This window comes from Dyadobacter sp. CECT 9275 (genome assembly GCF_907164905.1).
Taxonomy (GTDB): domain Bacteria; phylum Bacteroidota; class Bacteroidia; order Cytophagales; family Spirosomataceae; genus Dyadobacter; species Dyadobacter helix.
Genome location: NZ_CAJRAF010000002.1, coordinates 4,085,050 through 4,104,710 on the forward strand (window position 1 = coordinate 4,085,050; position 19,661 = coordinate 4,104,710).

The window sequence follows — 19,661 nt, forward strand, 5'->3', positions numbered from 1 at the left end:
ACATGAAAATTAAATTATTGACGCTGGTTTTAAGTGTTATTGCACTAGTGGAGGTACACGCACAAACGGTTCAGGATGGATTGGCATTGATTCATTCAGAAAAGTTGAATGAAGCGGGGGGCGTGTTTAAGAAACTGGCTGAGGGGACACCGTCTGCAGATAATCAATATTATCTGGGTTATTATTACATACAAGCTGGTCAGTTGGATGAGGCTCAGAAGGCTTTCGAAAAAGGGCTTCAGCTAGACGAAAAGTCCTATATTAATCAGGTTGGTCTGGGTACTGTGGCATTAGGTAAAGGTGATAAGGCAAAGGCAAAAGAGCTGTTCGATGAAGCGGAAAAGAAGAAGAAAAAGGATGCTGAAGTTCTTTTCAGAATTGGAGAGGCCTATACTTTGTTTGAAAAAAATAATGATCCTGCCGAGGCGATCCGTTTATTGGACGAAGCAATAAAACGGGATAAAAATCTTGCAGATGCTTACATCGCAAAAGGGGATGCTTTGATTTTACGTAATGAAGGGGGTGCCGCAGCTACTGCTTATGAATACGCTTTGACAGCGAAACCTAACTATGCAGTTGCTTATAACCGAATTGGCAAGATCTTCCTGAGAGGTAAAAATTATAATCTGGCATTAGAAAACTACAAGAAGGCTATCGAATCCGATGCCAACTTTGCACCAGCTTACAAAGATCTGGCAGAGCTGTACTTCTTTGCTCAGAAATTTAAACAGGCTGCGGAAAACTTTGATCTGTACCTCCAGAAAAGCGGTAATACAGATCCTGCCATGCAGCTGAGAGCGTCCAAGTTCGCTTTCACAGCTGATGATTATCCTAAATCACTGCAATTATTGGAAGCGGTAAAAGGCAAGACAAACGACCCTATGGTTAATCGTATGTATGGCTGGTCTTATTTTAAAACCAACGAGCCCGATAAAGCAATCGAAAATTTGAACGAACTTATCAAAGTAGCTCCTGAAAAGGTTATAGCAGACGACTATAAATACCTGGGGCGTTCCTATAATCTTAAAGCAGCTGCGGAGAGTAAGCCATATGATTCCCTCGGCGTATTGTATATGCTAAAAGGAGCAGATCTGGATACAAACAAAACGGAAGCTGCAACAACCTATAAAGAAGTTGCTGCTTTATATTATGCTGCCAAGGATTTCTCTAATGCTGCCAAGGCATATAAGAAGGGAATTGCGCTGGATACAACTAAGGCATCTCCGAATGACTATTTCTATTTGGGACTTTCTAACTTCCAGCAAGGTACTGCCATTCAGCCGGCTGGTTCGCCTGATAGTCTAGCGAACTTGCAAAAGAAAAGAGCATTTTATGCTTCGGCAGATTCGAGCTTTGCTATTGTAACGGCTAAAACCCCTGAATGGCCAATTGGATATTACTGGAGAGCCAGCTCGTTGTACAATGCATACGATAGACAGGAAAATATTGATAAGGGAATATCAGCACCGTATTATGAAAAGCTTGCTGAGCTTGCCGAGAAAGATGCTGATCCTTCTAAATATAAAGGGTACCTTAAATTAGCTTACGGTTATCTGGCATTCTATTATCAGACTACCAAGAACGATCCAGCCAAAGCAAAGGAATTCTGGGAGAAACTTTTGAAAATAGACCCTGAAAATGCCAGTGCAAAAGAAGCGCTTGGACTGGCAGTGGCTCCGGCTGCTGAAGCAGGTAAACCAGCGGCGGTTAAAAAGAAATAGGATATATTGGTGATATTACGCATTAAACCCCGCCAGGAATCATCCTGGCGGGGTTTAATGCGTAATATGAAGTTTATAAAGCAGAAAAGTTTTAATAAGTCAAAATGATAGCCGTTTTTCAGGATCTGCTATCATTTAATATAATTAGATTTTGGTAAGGTTTTCCACTTTTTTATTTTTATTTCTTAGGTTTATCATACGTATACGGGGCCAATCTACCCGAATTGTTGTAAAAGATATCTGATCGCAGCGGAGGGCAAGTGGTAAATATTTGCCACTACACAAAGGTGCTCCGTATGCGGATGTTGTCTTTTACATGTGGTTAGGTTGGGACCGGAGGTGAATACCGGAATAGTTCTGAAAACCCATCAATAGCGTTTTGAATCAAAATTCTCTTTCTTTTTACCTTCAAAAATTCCGATATTGTCCGGTACTGAGAAAATGGCGCAAGTATTGGCGGATGTCTTAGGAATCCCTTATTAATTCGTTGATGTGGCGTTATACAAAACGGAATGATCACATCCTTGCTATCTCAGAAATTTCATAAGCACACGCTTCTATACAATTTTCATGCTGGTACCTAACAGGGACCGCTAAGTTTCTGAGCCCGAATTCCCATAACAGTCCCGGAAGAGCCAGGGAAGGTCTGTTGATGCGAATAATTTCCTGTGATTATACATAGAGTGTCTTATGTTTGGATATAACAGAAGTACTATACCCATTCTGTTTGCAGAAAGTACAATATGTATATTAGGATGAATGGATACAAGTGAAATATCCATGGTTCAGAGATGATATTCAACAATTAATGCAGCGGATGATCTTTCAATCTCGTATGCTAAAATATGACTCATAATTAACCTCCTCATTAAAATACCTAATATGGAAATTAAGCCGCCTGAATATGTCACAATCGAATATGCCCCAGCGGTTCAGCCGCCGGTACTTCAAAGAGTTATAATTATAGATGTCCTGCGCGGATTTGCTCTTTTTGGAATATTGCTAATTCATTCCGTCCAGAAATTCTTAGGTACCTCTCAGGCTAAGCTGGAAGGTATGAGCAGCACCGAGAATCTGTTAAGGGATTCAATAGAATTTTTGATAGAGGATAAGTTTTATATAATCTTTTCAATTTTATTCGGATGGAGTTTCAATAACATGTATCAGCGTGCGCTCGACAGAGGGGAGCCGTTCCTGATTTTTTTTGTTACCCGTCTTACCGTGCTACTGGCAATTGGTGCATTTCATTCACTTTTTTTTAGCTCCGACATCCTGGAAACCTACGCGGTACTAGGATTGGTGTTGGTGATTTGTCATAATACTAGTAGGAGAAATCTACTTATACTGACAATTATGTTATCTATTTTGGGTCTGATCGCCGCTACTTATCAGCGGCAATTATCAGACATAACGGCGTTGGTCAGGCAAGGAAATATTTTGATTCCCTCTAAATTAAGTTATCTGATTAATACCGGAAGATTGTTTACTACAAGTGCAATGCTTCTCTTCGGACTTTATGCTGGAAAAAGTAAAATTTTTGAACATCTATGCCTTAGTCGGTTTCTAAGACAACGTGTATTGTTAATTATTGAATTGTTATTCTTGTTGAGTTGCATGCTTCTGATAAAAGTATTATTTACCGCATCGGCAGACACAACTGCAGCCTTATTTCAGAACACTTGTTTTGCAATACTGAATTTTACCCTTTCAGGTATGTATATCGTACTTGTGATAATGTTATATCACTATGTCTTTTTTAACAAACTATTTCAGAGTTTTATTGCAGTAGGAAAGCTCAGTATCACTAGTTACCTGATGCAATCCATTTTTTTGCAGGTTTTTTATAATCTGAATGATGGATTGAAAATGGGTTTCTATGGAGGGTTATCAATAACCATATTATTTTTCTTTGGACAAATCGTTTTTGCCAAGATATGGTTACGTTATTTTAAATACGGACCTGTTGAATGGGTTTGGCGCAGGCTTACCTACGCTATTTCAAGTAGAATCTAGTAACAGCTTGGCTTGGAGGCTGTCTTTGAAGACAGCCTCGTTATTTTTGGAGTGAGCCAGATCCGAGCCCTCTGTTTTACTTATTTTTGGTTAGAAGGCGGATGAAGTTGGTGCCTTAGGTCTTGATTCGACCAAGAAGAACCAGAAGTATGAGTCCAAATTTTCCTAAGAAAGAGGGAAGCAGTTGTTAAGAACGGGTAAATGAACCGTACTGTAATGCTCGTAACACCAAAGCTTTAAACGCTTAACCTCCGCAGGCATTAACATACGAATCGCCTTCCTCAACTCTTTTTCGAATAATCTGCTGTCAAAACTTACCTTGTGCAGAATAATTTTAATGTATTCAAGCATCGAGGCCATAGTATTATGTAGTTTTGTGGTTTAGGGAAGAAATTGCTAAAAACGGTAATTAGATATCTAAGCGGTACCAGAACATAATCACCATAAATGTAACGAATTTATTTGATGAAATTATATGTTGCGTTGGGTATAATTTTGTGTTTTTCTTGCACTATTTCCGCTCAGGGGGTTAACGAAAGTATGTCGATAGAATTTAACGGGAAAGTCTTGAAAATTTCGGAGCCACTGATTATTTCTGTACTTATTAAAGATTCTGAATCGAGGCCGGCGATTATTTTTCCGGAGATAACCGGTCTGGAAAAGCGAAGTAAATCGGCTACGAGCGCTATAAACATTGTCGATGGCAGAAAAGTTGTGGATCAGACCATCAGTCAGGAATATTTTGCACCGAAGCCAGGTACCTATGTCATCCCTGAATTTTCGATTCCGGTTAACGCTACCCGGCTGTTTTCTGAGGAAACGTCGATTGTTTTTACGGCCACCGGCGAGGAAGAAGTTATGTTAGGTTCGGATGCTATACTTCCTGAGCCGGAAACGGGTAGGGAAACCATTTTTTTTTCGGTTCAGGCTGACAAGAAAGGTGTTTTCATAAGAGAGGGGTTCTCTTTGCGTATTTCTCTGTATATCTCTGAGGATGCGCCCGTGGAAATGGAGTTTTATCGGTTCAATGAGCAATTGCAGCAAATCCTCAAAAAGGTGAGGCCCGCAGGCTGCTGGGAGGAAAATACAGGCATTGAGGAAATTGTGAGGAGGAAGGTAGTCATAACGGGTAAGAATTATACGGAGTATAATATGTATCAGTCTGAATTTTTTCCTCTTACTGCGGGAGACATCAATATTCCTTCCGTCACACTGGATATGCTGGTAATCGACAGGATGGGGACGGTTAATTCAGAAAAGCGGATTATCAAATCATTTTCTTCAAAGCCTCTCAGGATAGTTGTCAGCCAGCTCCCGCCACATCCATTAAGGGATCAGGTGGCGGTGGGGGAATACCGGTTGGTGGAGGACCTATCCAGTCAAATGGTGTATCCCGGTGAAAGTATCAGGTATGTTTTTAAGGTGGAGGGGAGTGGCAATATTGCGGCCATTCCGGCACCTGAAATCCAGGCCAATTCTGCTTTTGATTTTTATCCGCCTGATGCCAGCCAGGTGGTGAAGCGAAGCGCCGCCGGGGTGACGGGTGAAAAAGGGTTTAATTATTTTGTTGTGCCCCGAAAGGACGGGAAGTTTCCACTGGGGAGATATTTCCAATGGATTTATTTTAATACCGCCAGGGTCAGATATGATACGCTGCGTTCTGTTAAAATTTTGGAAGTAAGGGGCGAAGATTACAAACTTGGGAATATATCTTTGAGTAGTTCTTTGGGATTGTATGACAATCTGGAAAATCTGGACACCACTCGAAAGACAATTAATTATAAAGAATTACTAAAAAATCTGACCAGCGCTGTAGCTATTTTGTTACTGATAGCAATGGTTTGGGTCATCAGAAAATAATATTATGGGTAGTACATACGGAAAAATTTTTAAGATAGCCACTTTTGGAGAATCTCATGGGGTTGGTATTGGTGTTGTGATAGAGGGTTGTCCGGCAGGTGTTGGTTTTGATACCGACTTTATCCAGAGCGAACTGACCAGACGGAAACCAGGGCAGTCACGGATAACCACGCAACGCCGTGAGGCGGACGAGTTTGAAGTACTTTCAGGGGTTTTTGAAGGTAAAACAACGGGTACCCCAATTGCAATGATTATCCGTAATGAAGACCAGCGAAGCAAGGACTATTCACATATAGCGGCTCAGTACCGGCCTTCCCATGCCGATTACACTTATCAGGAAAAATATGGAGTTCGTGATTATCGTGGAGGAGGACGTAGTTCTGCAAGGGAAACTGCCGCCCGTGTTGCGGCAGGAGCATTGGCCAAGTTACTTTTAGCGGATCTGGGAGTCAGGGTTCAGGCTTATGTGTCGCAGGTAGGAAAACTGAAGCTTTCAAAGGAATATGCACAACTGGATCTCTCACTGACAGAAACCAATGCGGTGAGGTGTCCGGAGCCTGAGATGGCTGGGCAAATGTTCGATTATATTGACGAAGTCCGTAAAAAAGGGGATTCCGTTGGCGGAGTAGTCAATTGCGTGATACAAGGAGCACCAGTGGGATGGGGAGAGCCTGTTTTCGATAAACTCCATGCCGAATTGGGGAAGGCAATGCTCAGTATTAATGCTGTAAAGGGATTTGAATACGGCTCCGGTTTCGCTGGCGTTGAAATGCTCGGTTCGGAGCATAACGATGCCTTTTTCATAGATGGAAATGAGAAGGTTCATACGCGTACCAACCATTCAGGAGGTATCCAGGGCGGAATTTCAAATGGGGAAGATATTTATTTCAAGGTAGCATTTAAGCCTGTGGCGACTATCATGCAGGACCAGGAAAGCATTGATCAGCATGGAAACATCGCCATTGTACAAGGAAAAGGACGGCACGATCCGTGTGTGGTACCACGTGCAGTCCCCATTGTAGAAGCTATGGCTGCTCTTGTCCTCGCAGACTTCTACCTGCGAAACAAAACTAGTAAGCTGGCATAGGGGTTCTTTGACGGGTCTACTTTGCTTTTTTCCTTCGATGGTTAAGGTAGAGGACGAGCCAAATGGTCCCAAGAAAGAGAATGGCCAGACCCGTAAGGATTGTAGTATGGCTAACTATATGGTTTTGCTTTGACAGGAAAACGCCAATGATGACAACGACCATGCCTGTCACTAAAATCATTATCGCATGAGATAAACTAAGTTTCACACCGATCTATCCATTCGTTCAACAGACATCAAACGTAACTCAGGAGCTACTTTCAATCGAATGTAGTAAATTATACTTTAAAATAATCCGGGAAGTTGTAGAAAATAAAAAAGGGCCAAACGGCCCTTTTTTATTTTCGGTAAAATCCGATCTCAGATTACCTGAGTTTTTCCAGGAATAGCCACTGGATATAATCCATCAGGACCTGGAAGAACTTTGGGCAGAGCATCCCATGCCAGTCTGTCAGGGAACAAATTGATATCCGACTTCAAAGCTTCGTCCCACTTAATCAGCTTTCCAGAATACGTCGCCATACGCCCCATAATGGAAGTCATAGTACTTTTTGCGCCATTTTCTGCGTCAGCAAATTTGTATTCTCCCTTCGCAATAGCCGCAAATAACTCGTCGTGCTCAACCTGATATGGGTTTTTGTCCCCCTTGTCGTCATGCTGGTATAACACCCCGCCTTTATAATCTTTGAGTATTGTTTTTTTGCCGTCGAAGCTATCGATTCGGCCTTTGGTTCCTACGAAAGCTTCGTCAACGCGGTTCCATGTTCCTTCAAACTGGCGGCATTGGCTCGATATAACCGTTCCGTCTGCATAGACCAGATCAAGTGTATGGTGATCAAAAATCTCACCATAAGCTTTACCCGTACGCACCTGGCGGCCACCGGTTCCCTGGATCTGTACGGGGTAGCCACCTTTTACCCAGTTGGCCACATCAATATTGTGAACGTGCTGTTCAGAAATATGATCACCACAAAGCCAGTTGAAGTAATACCAGTTACGCATCTGATATTCCATTTCTGTCTGGTTAGGCTGGCGTTCTTTCATCCAGGGGCTGCTTCCCACCCAATATACCTGTCCGCCTACAATATCACCCAGTGCGCCATCGTGAATTCTTTTAATTGCTTCACGATAATTTGCCTGATAGTGGCGCTGCAGACCAACCACCACATTTAATTTTTTCCTCTTGGCTTCCTCAGCAACTTCCAGCACTTTTCTGATTCCCGGAGCATCCGTTGCCACAGGTTTTTCCATGAAAATATGCTTACCTTGTTTCACCGCTTCTTCAAAATGCCATGGTCGAAACCCGGGAGGGGTGGCCAGAATGACAACATCCACCTCTTTTAATGCGATGGCTTTCTTAAAAGCGTCAAAACCAACAAACTTGCGCTCATCAGGTACATCCACCTTTGTTTTTGTATCAACTACCGCACCGGCAGCATTTTTATATTTTTTCGCTGTAAGGTTTTTATAAGAGTCGTCAAGCCTGTCCTTGAAAGCATCTGCCATTGCCACGATCTGTACGTTTTGAGCAGTACTTAGTGCCTGTGCCGCAGCGCCAGTTCCGCGCCCGCCGCAGCCGATCAGTGCTACTCTGATGGTTTCATCCACCGCGCTGTGAAAGCCATATCCTGTTGCAGGCTTCAGCATCGCTCCTCCGGCAAAAAGGCCTGTGGCTTTGAGAAAATCTCTTCTATTTTGTTCCATTTTTAAAAGGTTAAGAGTTTAATATGGGATCAATAATCTTCGATCAGTTTTGGACTGTAATAGGCGTCAATTTCAGCCTTTGATGGGACTTTGAGCGGGCGCACTATTCTGAATCCTACAAAAGACGCACTGGTCATCCACCATTCGCTTTTGGGAAGCTGAGGGTCCAAAATCTTCCATTCGGGTTTAGATGCGGTACGTGCGGCACTTCTCAAGTCGGTGGGCTCGTCATCCCAAGAACCACCTCTTACAGCAGTTGGGTAAAGCTCAGTAACCGGTGCATAGGTTTGTCCTGCGGGATGTTTGGCGTAATAATCCGGAATATACTGATCCAGAGTCCATTCCATTACATTACCGTGCATATCATAAAGCCCCCAGGCGTTAGGCTTTTTCTGTCCGATTTTTTTGTAAGAAGCATCGCTGTTTTTACGGTACCAGGCATATTCATCAATTTTTGATGCATCGTTTCCAAAGGAATAAGCTGTTTTTGAACCCGCTCTGCAGGCATACTCCCATTCGGCTTCGGTAGGTAGCCTGTAAAATATCCCTGTTTTTTCATACAGCCATTTGCAAAAGAGAATGGCCGCGTATTGTGTCATGTTGATCGCAGGGTAACCCGAGCGGCCCATGCCGAAAGACATATCTACATAAGGAGGACTTGGCCTGGTACTTGCATCTGTTTTTAGTACACTTTTTTCAGGGTCCGGATGCCTTGCAGCCATTTCCTTCTCCATATTTTTGAAGGCATACAGATCATAAATGTCCCAAATCACTTCATGTTTACCCATCCAGAAGGGCTCAATTTTAACTTTATGCTGAGGGCCTTCATCTGGCCTGCGTCCTTTTTCCGTAGCCGGACTTCCCATGGTAAACTCGCCACCGGGAATGGCAACCATATCATAAACCTGCGGACTTCCACCGATTACCTGGGTGTAATTCTTAAAACTGGGATCTTGAGCGTGAACTTTTAAACTAAGAAAAACGGTGGTGATTAGGTAAAAAACTTTCTTGTACATGATAAAATGATGTGTTCTATGGAACCATATAACTGAATATAAAGAGCAATATTATGGTATTTACCTAATGAAAACGAATTTTTTCTTTCTTCTTTGATAACTGTTCTACCTTTGCAGTTAAAGAATTTGTTTTTAACTCATGAATTATCTTTCAGCAGAAAATATTTCCAAGTCATTTGCCGATCAATGGCTTTTCAGAAACATCAGTTTTGGAGTGAACAGGGGCGACAAGATAGCACTAATTGGTACCAACGGAACCGGAAAGACTACGTTTCTAAATATACTTACAGGGAAAATACCAGCCGATGAAGGCGAAGTTGGTTTAAGGAAGGATATCCGGCTGGGCTATCTGGACCAAAGCCCGGCTTTTGATGAAACGCTGCCTGTACTGGAGGTAATCTTCTCTTCCAATAATCCGGTTGCCCAGGTGGTGAAACGGTACGAACACGCCATTGAAACGGATAACCACGATGAGCTGGCGGAGGTAATGGAGGACATGGATAAATACAACGCGTGGGATTTTGAGTATAAAACGAAAGAGATCCTGGGACGTTTGGGTATTCATAATACTGAAAGTCTATACGGAACGCTGTCGGGCGGGCAAAGGAAAAGGGTTGCACTGGCGAAGGTATTACTGGAAGACCCCGATCTGCTGATCTTGGATGAGCCAACCAACCACCTTGACCTGGTTACAGTTGAATGGCTGGAGCAATACCTTAATACCCAAAATACAACTTTACTGGTAGTTACCCACGACCGGTATTTTTTGGATACTGTTTGCAACCAGGTTTTGGAACTGGACCATGGATCTGCGTACACTTACAAGGGTAATTATTCCTATTTCCTTGAAAAGAAGGCGGAGCGGGAGGAAGCCGAAGCAGCGGGCATTGACAAAGCAAGGAATCTGATGCGCAAGGAACTGGAGTGGATCAGGCGACAGCCCAAGGCACGGGGAACCAAAGCCAAATATCGGGTAGATGCCTTTGAAGATTTAAAGGAAAAAGCTAGTCAGAAAAAGTTTGATGCGCAGCTGGAGCTTAATGTTCGTACGTCGAGACTGGGCAGCAAGATCATTGAACTGGAAAATATCAGTAAAGGTTTTGGGGAACGCCAACTCATCAAAAACTTCGAATATACTTTCCGGAAGGGTGACAGGATCGGCATTGTAGGGCAGAACGGAATGGGGAAATCTACTTTGCTGAATATGATCACCGGAGAGCTGCTGCCGGACAAAGGTACCATTGTGAAGGGTGAAACAGTGCAGTTTGGTTATTATAAGCAGTCTGACCTTGTTTTTGATGAAAGCCAGCGTGTAATAGATATCGTAAAGGATGTAGCCGAAGTGGTACAGCTGGGAACGGGAGAAACCGTAACGGTTGGCCATCTGTTACAGGCGTTCCTGTTTTCTCCGGCCAAACAGTATGATTTTGTCTCTAAACTGAGCGGGGGTGAGAAGAGGAGACTGCAGCTTCTCCTGATCCTGATCAAACAGCCTAATTTCCTGATCCTGGATGAGCCTACCAACGACCTTGACATTAGTAGCCTGAATGTACTGGAGGAGTTCCTTTTAAACTTCCCTGGCTGTCTGATCATCGTATCGCACGACCGGTACTTCCTTGATCGTTTGGTGGAGCATATCTTTGTTTTTGAAGGAGAGGGCCGTATCAGTGATTTCCCGGGCAACTATACAGAACTGAGAGATTATCAGGACGAAAAGGAAAGAACCGAGAAGCATAGCGCGACAGTGGTGAAGGAAATTCCTGCTGTGGTAAAAGAAGAGGTGGTGGTAGCTCCGAAAGTGGAGGCTGTCAAACGCAAGCTAAGCTATAAGGAACAACGAGAAATGGAGAGCCTTGAAAAGGAACTAGCGGAGCTGGAAGTAAAGAAAGGCCAGTTTGTTGAAAAACTTAATGCGGGAGGTACCCATGGAGAACTCATGGAATGGTCTAATCAGATCGAAGAAATAGGGCGGAAAATGGAGGATAAAGAATTACGTTGGCTTGAACTATCGGAAAATGCTTAATTTTGGAATCCTCAGGTCAATTCCTTTTAAAATGTCCGTAATATTTGATTATGAACGATATCGCTGAATTTTTCCAGTATATATTGAATTCCGAAGAAATTATCCGGACGGGTGGTCTCATGGTCATTACTTTTATTGTTTTTGCTGAAAATGGCCTGTTTTTCGCTTTTTTTCTTCCAGGAGATTATCTTGTTTTTTTGGCAGGTGTTTTTTGCGGAACGGGAATACTGGACGTCCCTATTGCTATTTTACTGATCTGCATGTTTACGGCTGCCGTTCTGGGCTCTTTGCTGGGCTATATTTTCGGCAAATACTTCGGAGGTATTTTTGAGAACCGGCCCGATTCTTTTTTCTTTAAGAAAAAACACATAGAAACGACCCGGAAGTATTTTGAAAAATATGGTAGCAGAACACTTATCATCAGTAGGTTCCTGCCCATAGTCCGCACTTTTGCACCCATTCTGGCCGGTTTGGTGAGAATGTCTTTTCCAGGTTTCTTAACCAATAATGTTGTGGGAGCCGGAATCTGGATAGGAACGCTCACCGGAGGCGGATACCTTTTTGGCGAGCGCTTCCCCTGGATTGTAGATTACGTGCAGTACATCATTTTGTTCTTCCTGGCCATCACCACTTTCACGGTGATCAGGGGATATTTGAATGCCCGTAGAGAAATGAACTGACCCAGGGCCTATGCCTGCTTTTCTTCTTCGTCCCTGAACCAGCCTGCATAGGTCAGGTAATTATTGGCAGTCCGGTTCATTGCCTCGGCTAGTTCGGGACTCACATTTTTCAGAAAAGTAGCAGGGTTGCCCGCATAAATGGTTCTGGCGGGGACGCGGGTACCTTGGGTGACGATGGCGCCAGCTGCTATGATGGAACCCTCGCCAACAACGGCACCGTCCATTACGATAGCACCCATTCCGATCAAAACATGATCCTCGATTGTACAACCATGCACAATGGCGTTGTGGGCAACCGAAACATAATTGCCGATAATGGTGCTGAACCTTTGATAGGTACAATGGATGACAGCGCCATCCTGAATGTTGGAATGACTTCCGATGCGTATACTGTTTACATCTCCACGGATCACAGCGTTGAACCAGACGGTACAATGGGAACCCAGTTCTACATCTCCGACGATAGTAGAATTTTCTGCAAACCAGCATTCATCGCCAAACTGCGGGGTAAAACCCCTTACTGATTTTATAAGTGCCATATCAGAATCGGTTAGTTAGTCGAAAGCAAAAGCTCTTTCAAAAGCCAAAGTAGCCAAAAGCTGGATGCATGCGCCTAAGAGTTGATAAAAATTGTTTCTGAAAATAAAAATATTTAGTTTACCATTGGATTCATCGGACCATGAAAATCTTTTTCTATCGTGAACGTAGCAAAGGGAAGTTTGTTAATTGCCAAGCCCTATCTGGGAGACCCTAATTTTGAAAGGGGGGTGATATTACTGTGCGAGTATAACCAGCAAGGCAGCTTTGGTTTTGTGCTTAACCAAGTGACCGACCTGCTCCTTGGTGATGTGCTTGAGGAGACGATCTACCAGGACATTCCATTACACTTGGGTGGGCCGGTAGAAAAAAGCACGCTGCATTTTATACACAGGCGGCCGGATCTTATTTCAGGAGGCGATGAGATAATGAAAGGAGTATTTTGGGGAGGAGATTTCACCAAAGTAAAAACATTGCTGAATATCAACAGTCTCAAACCGCAGGACCTGCGCTTTTTTATTGGATATTCTGGCTGGAGCGGCGGCCAGCTTGATGATGAGCTTAGCCAGGAATCCTGGATTGTCACCAAAACAAATCCGGAGTTTATTTTTACTACTCCGCCAGGTGATTTCTGGCGAGAAATCCTTCGTAACATGGGAGGGGAATACCGCTCTATTGCCCATTATCCCATAGATCCGCGTTGGAACTGATCCCTGAAAATAAACTCACCTGTCTTTCAATTTGGACTGTCAAGACCGCTAATGGACTCATAGTCGGATTTAATCCGGGATACTTCTTTGGTCAGGAAATGTTGCAGCTGCTCATTAAATAGTTTTTTGTTTTCCTCTGAAAGTGCAGCATACAAATCCTTTAGTTCCTGATTAATGGCGGCGCGTTCTTCATTGGTTCCTGCATTCATGGACCGGATGTGATAACGCTTGAAATCGAATTCCATTTTCTCTCTCATTTAAATTGAATGCAAAGTTCGCCGTTAAAAGCAGAAATCCCGCCATTCAAAACATTAAAAATCCTTTAAACATTGCGATACATGATTTTTGTCAGTGGAACCGAACGAGAACCAGAACACTAACGTTAACTACCAGTATTTTATCATTTTTTGGTATGAACCGAACCATTTTTTTTATAATTCTTACCTTTATTCTCGTATCCATTGACTGGTATATCTGGCAGGGATTAAAATTAGCAATCCGAAATTTTACCCCAGGTACCCAGCGGCTGATCAGCGGCTTCTACTGGACGTTTACGGCGCTTACGTTACTGGCATACGTAGCCATGCAGCTGCTGCCGCCAGACTATTTCAGCCGGACTGCCCGGACTTTCGTTTTTGCTTTTATTGCGATACCTTATTTATCCAAACTGCTGGGGGTAGTTGTTTTGCTGGTAGATGATATCCGCAGGTTTCTTCAGTGGATGGTCAGCCTGGTCTTTCCTTCGGCAGCATCTGTTTCTCCTGATACGGGAGAGAAAGTAATACCTCGTTCCGAATTTCTTGCCAAAACTGCGATGGTAGCAGGTGCCGGGCTGATGGGTACCTTTGCTTTCGGAATCATATCTGGTGCCCACGACTACCGGATCAGGCGGGTGAAAGTGGCATTAAAAAACCTTCCCAAAGCCTTTGACGGAATTAAAATAGCTCAGCTATCCGATATCCATTCGGGGAGTTTTTTTAACAGAACGGCTGTGAAAGGTGGTGTGGAGATGCTCATGAAGGAAAAACCGGATATTGCTTTTTTTACCGGTGATCTGGTGAATGACAAGGCGGTTGAAGTGAAGGATTATATTGATATTTTCAACAAACTTAAGGCCCCCTTGGGAGTGCATTCCACGTTGGGAAACCACGACTATGGAGATTACGTGCAGTGGGCTTCTCCCGAAATAAAACACAGGAACCTGGAAGATCTGAAAAAGGCGCATGCCTTGCTGGGCTGGAATCTGATGCTGGATGAGAACAGAGCCATTGAGGTGGACGGAGAGCAGATCGGGCTGATCGGTATCCAGAACTGGGGAGCAGGTAATTTTGCAAAATACGGTAGTCTCGAAAAAGCCTATAAAGGTGCGGAGGACTATCCGGTAAAGCTTTTACTTTCCCATGACCCAAGCCACTGGCAGGCTCAGGTATTGCCTGGTTATCAGGATATTGATATTGCTTTTGCCGGGCATACCCATGGCATGCAGTTTGGTGTTGAAATTGCCGGCCTGAAATGGAGCCCGGTGCAGTACAGATACAAACAGTGGGCCGGGCTTTATCAGGAAAAAGATCAATATTTGTATGTGAACCGGGGATTTGGATATCTTGGATATCCCGGCCGGGTAGGGATCCTGCCCGAAATTACGATTATGGAATTGGTAAAAGCATAATTCGGATCAAAACCGGATACCTAAATAACGTATTGAGCGTTCATTTAGTAAACAAAAGCAAAAGGGTATGAAAAAGTTGTTTTCCTTTTTTCTCATATTTGTATTATTCTTTGGTGTCTTTACGTCAGGATCAGCCCGTGCTGAAACAGCATCGGTAAAAACTGAAAAGATATTTGGTAAAAAGAAAAAGTTTAAGGGATATAAAAAGCCAAGATCAAAGAAATTCCTCGGAATTTTTAAAAGAAAAACGGATTGCGGCTGTCCTAATCATTAAGAACTCTTTTTGATCTGATTTTTGTACATATTCAAGGGTAAGCATTGTTTTCAATCTGCTAAAGATTCGATTGCTTTTGCTTACTTTTGTATTTTATAACCATCTAACATCGGCATTGTTAGCCTCACATTGAATGAAAGTTAATCTTCACAGCCAGGATAAATTTGAAAATCGTCATCACGGGAAGGATGATATGGAATTACAGGAAATGCTCAGCGTTGTGGGCGTATCCGCTCTGGATGAATTGATTGAACAGACATTGCCTTCGGCAATTCGTTTACAGAAACCGTTGAACCTGCCTCGCCCCAAAACGGAACAGGAGTTTCTTGCAAGTATCAAAAAGCTTTCGCGTAAAAATATCATTTTCAAATCCTATATCGGAGCAGGCTACTATGATACCATCACGCCTGCTGTAATACTTCGTAACATACTGGAAAATCCGGCGTGGTATACCGCTTATACGCCATATCAGGCAGAGATAGCGCAGGGAAGGCTGGAAATGTTACTTAACTTCCAAACGGTGATTACAGATCTTACCGGTCTGGAAATAGCAAACGCCTCTCTTCTGGATGAAGCAACGGCCGCTGCCGAGGCTATGACCATGTTGCATAGTGTACGTCCTTCGGCCAGGAAGAAGGCGGATACTTTTTTTGTTTCGGAACTTTGTCACCCGCAAACTATTGATCTGGTCAAGACAAGAGCCAAACCCATTGGAATTGAAGTAGTAGTGGGGAATCATTTGGAACTGGACATTACGAATGAGAATTTGTATGGTGTGCTGGTACAATATCCGGCTACTAACGGTGAGGTAATTGACTACACTGATTTTATTGCCGCGGCACATGAGGCAAACCTGCTGGTTGCTGTGGCGGCGGATCTGCTTGCGCTGACTTTATTGAAATCGCCAGGAGAAATGGGGGCGGATGTCGTAGTCGGTTCTTCCCAGCGTTTTGGTGTGCCTATGGGATATGGCGGCCCGCATGCAGCTTTTTTTGCCACCAGGGATACTTTCAAAAGGCATATTCCGGGAAGAATTATAGGTGTGTCTGTGGATTCAGAAGGAAACCGAGCGCTGAGAATGGCGCTGCAAACCCGCGAGCAACATATCCGCAGGGAAAAAGCTACTTCAAATATTTGCACCGCCCAAGTTCTGCTCGCGGTGATCGCAGGTGCTTATTCAGTTTATCATGGACCGCAGGGTATTAAAAACATTGCGCAGCGGGTACATGGCCTTACCCGGCTTTTTGTAGATACTGTTGGTAAATTCAACTACAACGTTGTCACAAAGACGTATTTTGATACGGTAACCATTGAAACAACGCTGGCCAAAAAGCTCAGGGAACAGGCTGAAAAGTGGGGTATTAATCTCAGATATACTAACGATGAAACCGTTACGGTGTCGTTTGATGAAGCCAAGTCATTTCAGGATGTAATTGATCTGTTGAATGTATTTGCAGAGGTTTCCGGATTTTCGGGTGAAATGGTTATTGATGAGGAGATAGATCTGAATATACCTGAAAATCTGGCGCGTCAGTCTGCTTATCTTACGCATCCGATTTTCAATACGCACCATACCGAGCATGAAATGCTAAGGTATCTGAAATCACTTGAGAACAAAGATTTATCGCTGGTTCATTCCATGATATCGCTGGGTAGCTGTACCATGAAACTGAATGCAACTGCCGAGATGATACCTCTTACTTGGCCCGAATTTGGTGCCATTCACCCGTTTGCACCTACCAATCAGGTGGGAGGTTATGCGCAGCTGATTACCGAGCTGAACGCATGGCTTTGTGAGGTGACCGGCTTTGCTGCGATGTCCTTCCAGCCAAATTCAGGTGCACAAGGCGAATATGCGGGCTTGATGGCTATCCGGGCATATCATGACAACCGGGGTGACAGTCACCGGAACGTTGCACTGATCCCTTCATCTGCTCACGGGACAAATCCCGCATCGGCCGTCATGGCGGGAATGAAAGTGGTGGTTACCAAATGCGACGAACGGGGTAATATTGATGTGGCGGATCTGCGGCAAAAAGCAGAACAATATAGCAATGAACTTTCCTGCCTCATGGTGACGTACCCATCCACGCATGGGGTATATGAAGAAAGTATTATCGAAATATGTGAAATGATCCATTCATTTGGTGGCCAGGTTTACATGGACGGAGCCAATATGAATGCGCAGGTTGGTCTGACCAGCCCGGCTACCATCGGTGCCGATGTTTGCCACCTTAATCTTCACAAAACATTCTGTATCCCGCACGGAGGAGGTGGCCCGGGTGTAGGCCCCATCGGGGTGGCTGAGCACCTGGTACCATTCTTACCAGCTCATGTCAATTTCAGCAAATTACCCGAGCATCTTTCAAATGGCGAGGCGGGAGCTGTTTCTGCTGCACCGTATGGCAGTGCCAGCATTCTTACCATTTCATACGCCTACATTGCGATGATGGGGGGAGAGGGGCTTACAAACGCTACCAAGCTGGCTATACTGAACGCCAATTATATTAAGGAAAGGCTTAACGGACATTTTGAAGTTTTGTATACCGGAACCAACGGCCGTTGTGCCCATGAAATGATCCTGGACTGTCGTCCGTTTAAAGCGGCCGGCATTGAGGCGGAAGATCTTGCCAAACGTCTGATGGATTATGGATTCCACGCACCCACATTATCCTTCCCGGTAGCAGGTACGTTAATGATCGAACCTACGGAATCGGAATCTAAAACGGAGTTGGACAGGTTTTGCGACACAATGATCTCAATTCGTAATGAAATAAGGGAAGTAGAGGAGGGAGTAGCTGATAAGACTGACAATGTGTTAAAAAATGCTCCTCATACCGCCCGAGTAGTAATGAGCGAAAACTGGAATCGGTCGTACAGTCGGGAAAAGGCTGTTTTTCCTTTGGCACATTTACGTTTCAATAAATTTTGGCCGAGTGTCAGCAGGATTGACAGCGCCTATGGCGACCGCAATCTGATCTGTTCCTGTATTCCGGTTGAAGAGTATGCAGAGGCTTAGGAATAACAGATATCCTAATCAAAAACAAGGGAGGCGGTCAGATCTGACCGCCTCCCTTGTTTTTGATATCATCCTAAATTTTTCTGAGCTTCTCTGTTGTTTCAATCCTATTAGAAATGCCGTTCGCCAATTTCACGTTTACCCAGCATCACTGCTCCCACCATTGCCACTAAAAGCAGGATGGAGATCAGTTCAAAGGGAAACAGATAATCACGAAACAGTAAATGACCAAGACTTTCGATCATACCAACCTGTGAATCAAAAGTTTCAGGATTGTAACCGGTTATCACACTTTTGCGGTATGCCCCGAAGAGAATAACGAAGACGGTACCACCCACGATGGTAGCAGCTATTTTGGTAAGGTTAGTTTTGGATTCTTCATGATCCTGTTTGATATTCAGAAACATGATCACAAAAAGAAACAGTACCATAATGGCTCCAGAGTAAACGATAATATTAACCGCAGCAAGAAACTGGGCGTTCAGAAGAATGTAGTGTCCGGATAGTGTAAAAAAAGTGAGAATCAGATATAACACGCTATGAATTGGATTGCGTGCGATGATCACCATCAATGCGCTGAGAATGGTCAGAAACGAGAGGAAGTAAAAGAAAGAAAGAGACGGATTCATAATATGGTAATAAGTGTCTGCCAGATTTTTTAATCAAAAGTTCAAGGAACCGCACGCGGGATCACATTCGTTACTTCTCCGTTGGTACGTTTTACATCCAGGGTACGGGCCTCTTCTTTGGTCCATGCTTCCCTTGTATAGCGGTTGTTCATATCCTCTACAAGCATATCTTTTCCCCAGATCACCTGGTCGCGTTCTGTAAAAACAGGAACAAATTCATCATGACGCAGGTACACAGCCTGTTTAGGGCAAGCTTCTTCACATAATCCGCAGAAAATACAGCGGAGCATATTCACTTCGTAAACAGCAGCGTATTTTTCTTCACGATAAAGTGTTTCTTCCCCCTTTTCGCGCTCAGCAGCCACCATGGAAATAGCCTCTGCCGGACAGGCAACGGCACATAACCCACAGGCGGTACATCTTTCGCGCCCGTCTTCGTCTCTTTTCAGGATATGCCTTCCCCGGAAAACAGGCCCAAGGTAGCGCTTTACTTCCGGATACTCAATGGTCACTTTTTTCGCAAAAAAGTGCTTGATCGTAATGGCCAGCCCCGTTGCGATTGCAGGTAGGTAAGCCCTTTCCATCAAGGTCATTTCTTTATTGCTTACTTGCTTTGAGCGATTTGTCAATTGCATGGCAAAGTATTTTTATGGCATGGCAGTTATTACTGCCTCAATTTTTCAATATACTTCCCGAGGCTGTCCCATATAAAGATACCA

General features: G+C 43.8%; 17 protein-coding genes. 10 read left to right on the forward strand and 7 right to left on the reverse strand.

Annotated elements, in window-relative coordinates; all coding sequences use genetic code 11:
* The first annotated feature begins 2 nt into the window (after positions 1-2).
* Together KOE27_RS24850 and KOE27_RS24855 are read left to right on the forward strand one after the other, a co-directional pair.
* On the forward strand, positions 3-1,721 hold the full coding sequence (locus tag KOE27_RS24850) for a tetratricopeptide repeat protein (protein ID WP_229252939.1): 1,719 nt from the start codon (positions 3-5) through the stop codon (positions 1,719-1,721).
* Between the two features lie 882 nt (positions 1,722-2,603).
* Positions 2,604-3,734, forward strand: a complete 1,131-nt coding sequence (locus tag KOE27_RS24855) for a DUF418 domain-containing protein (RefSeq protein ID WP_215241397.1) — start codon at positions 2,604-2,606, stop codon at positions 3,732-3,734.
* 165 nt (positions 3,735-3,899) lie between these two features.
* Here KOE27_RS24855 and KOE27_RS29730 read toward each other — a convergent pair whose 3' ends face one another.
* Positions 3,900-4,094, reverse strand: coding sequence for a hypothetical protein (locus tag KOE27_RS29730; protein WP_229252940.1), 195 nt, complete (start codon positions 4,092-4,094; stop codon positions 3,900-3,902).
* A gap of 180 nt (positions 4,095-4,274) precedes the next feature.
* Between KOE27_RS29730 and KOE27_RS24860 the strand changes: the two genes are divergently transcribed.
* The gene (locus KOE27_RS24860; RefSeq protein ID WP_229252941.1) at positions 4,275-5,594 is read left to right on the forward strand and encodes a BatD family protein; all 1,320 of its coding nucleotides are present in this window, start codon (positions 4,275-4,277) and stop codon (positions 5,592-5,594) included.
* Positions 5,595-5,598: 4 nt separating this feature from the next.
* The gene (aroC, locus tag KOE27_RS24865; protein WP_215241399.1) at positions 5,599-6,681 is read left to right on the forward strand and encodes a chorismate synthase; all 1,083 of its coding nucleotides are present in this window, start codon (positions 5,599-5,601) and stop codon (positions 6,679-6,681) included.
* Positions 6,682-7,041: 360 nt separating this feature from the next.
* On the opposite strand, the gene KOE27_RS24870 is transcribed toward aroC, so the two are convergent.
* On the reverse strand, positions 7,042-8,385 hold the full coding sequence (locus KOE27_RS24870; RefSeq protein WP_215241400.1) for a Gfo/Idh/MocA family protein: 1,344 nt from the start codon (positions 8,383-8,385) through the stop codon (positions 7,042-7,044).
* A 29-nt stretch (positions 8,386-8,414) separates the two neighbouring features.
* Positions 8,415-9,401 carry a formylglycine-generating enzyme family protein gene (locus KOE27_RS24875; protein ID WP_215241401.1) on the reverse strand — a complete coding sequence of 329 codons (987 nt, stop codon included), beginning with the start codon at positions 9,399-9,401 and terminating at the stop codon, positions 8,415-8,417.
* A 139-nt stretch (positions 9,402-9,540) separates the two neighbouring features.
* On the opposite strand from KOE27_RS24875, the gene KOE27_RS24880 reads away from it, so the two are divergent.
* Positions 9,541-11,424: an ABC-F family ATP-binding cassette domain-containing protein gene (locus tag KOE27_RS24880; protein ID WP_215241402.1), complete on the forward strand. Its 1,884-nt coding sequence runs from the start codon at positions 9,541-9,543 to the stop codon at positions 11,422-11,424.
* Positions 11,425-11,474: 50 nt separating this feature from the next.
* Positions 11,475-12,104, forward strand: a complete 630-nt coding sequence (locus KOE27_RS24885) for a DedA family protein (RefSeq protein WP_215241403.1) — start codon at positions 11,475-11,477, stop codon at positions 12,102-12,104.
* Between the two features lie 8 nt (positions 12,105-12,112).
* Here the strand turns inward: KOE27_RS24885 and KOE27_RS24890 are convergent, their stop codons facing one another.
* Positions 12,113-12,643: a gamma carbonic anhydrase family protein gene (locus KOE27_RS24890; protein ID WP_215241404.1), complete on the reverse strand. Its 531-nt coding sequence runs from the start codon at positions 12,641-12,643 to the stop codon at positions 12,113-12,115.
* Positions 12,644-12,802: 159 nt separating this feature from the next.
* On the opposite strand from KOE27_RS24890, the gene KOE27_RS24895 reads away from it, so the two are divergent.
* Positions 12,803-13,351 carry a YqgE/AlgH family protein gene (locus KOE27_RS24895; protein ID WP_229252942.1) on the forward strand — a complete coding sequence of 183 codons (549 nt, stop codon included), beginning with the start codon at positions 12,803-12,805 and terminating at the stop codon, positions 13,349-13,351.
* Positions 13,352-13,377: 26 nt separating this feature from the next.
* Here the strand turns inward: KOE27_RS24895 and KOE27_RS24900 are convergent, their stop codons facing one another.
* The gene (locus KOE27_RS24900) at positions 13,378-13,596 is read right to left on the reverse strand and encodes a hypothetical protein (protein ID WP_229252943.1); all 219 of its coding nucleotides are present in this window, start codon (positions 13,594-13,596) and stop codon (positions 13,378-13,380) included.
* A 167-nt stretch (positions 13,597-13,763) separates the two neighbouring features.
* On the opposite strand from KOE27_RS24900, the gene KOE27_RS24905 reads away from it, so the two are divergent.
* The 3 genes from KOE27_RS24905 to gcvP all read left to right on the forward strand — a co-directional run bounded on the left by KOE27_RS24905 (position 13,764) and on the right by gcvP (position 18,313).
* Positions 13,764-15,020: a metallophosphoesterase gene (locus tag KOE27_RS24905; protein ID WP_215241405.1), complete on the forward strand. Its 1,257-nt coding sequence runs from the start codon at positions 13,764-13,766 to the stop codon at positions 15,018-15,020.
* Positions 15,021-15,087: 67 nt separating this feature from the next.
* Positions 15,088-15,294: a hypothetical protein gene (locus KOE27_RS24910; protein ID WP_215241774.1), complete on the forward strand. Its 207-nt coding sequence runs from the start codon at positions 15,088-15,090 to the stop codon at positions 15,292-15,294.
* A gap of 133 nt (positions 15,295-15,427) precedes the next feature.
* The gene (gcvP, locus tag KOE27_RS24915) at positions 15,428-18,313 is read left to right on the forward strand and encodes an aminomethyl-transferring glycine dehydrogenase (RefSeq protein ID WP_215241406.1); all 2,886 of its coding nucleotides are present in this window, start codon (positions 15,428-15,430) and stop codon (positions 18,311-18,313) included.
* Positions 18,314-18,423: 110 nt separating this feature from the next.
* Here gcvP and KOE27_RS24920 read toward each other — a convergent pair whose 3' ends face one another.
* Both KOE27_RS24920 and KOE27_RS24925 read right to left on the reverse strand, forming a co-directional pair.
* Positions 18,424-18,942 (reverse strand): NADH-quinone oxidoreductase subunit J family protein, encoded by a 519-nt coding sequence (locus KOE27_RS24920; protein ID WP_215241407.1) that lies wholly within the window; start codon positions 18,940-18,942, stop codon positions 18,424-18,426.
* A gap of 41 nt (positions 18,943-18,983) precedes the next feature.
* Complete coding sequence (locus tag KOE27_RS24925) at positions 18,984-19,577, reverse strand: NuoI/complex I 23 kDa subunit family protein (protein WP_215241408.1); 594 nt, start codon at positions 19,575-19,577, stop codon at positions 18,984-18,986.
* Positions 19,578-19,661 lie beyond the last annotated feature (84 nt).